1 protein-coding gene is annotated in these 288 nt (G+C 35.4%); it reads left to right on the top strand.

The genetic code is table 11. From position 1 onward, the window contains the following. Window positions 1-77: 77 nt before the first annotated feature. Window positions 78-288, top strand: a 211-nt coding sequence (locus PZE06_RS29000) for a transposase family protein (RefSeq protein WP_275792539.1), incomplete at its 3' end; no start/stop codon positions are given.

Here is a 288-nt window from a genome sequence, read left to right on the forward strand (position 1 = left end):
CAAAAAAAAGAGCACGATATCCCCCATTCATTTATACTTGAATTGTCGAGAAACAAGTATAGAGTGGGGATACGTGCATGATGAATTCTAACATATTTTTACCTGGATGTGAAGAAGTGATCATTAAGAAGACAGAAATAGTAGAGGGTAAGTATTGTTTCTATGTGGAGATGCCTGTTAAAGAACATTCCTGCGTGAATTGTGGGGCATTAACGTCTAAGGTACATGACTATCGAATTCAAAAAATTAAGCATTTAAAGCTTTTTGAGCGTCACACATGGATATTTT

Source organism: Robertmurraya sp. DFI.2.37 (assembly GCF_029211245.1).
Classification (GTDB): domain Bacteria; phylum Bacillota; class Bacilli; order Bacillales; family Cytobacillaceae; genus Robertmurraya; species Robertmurraya methanolica_A.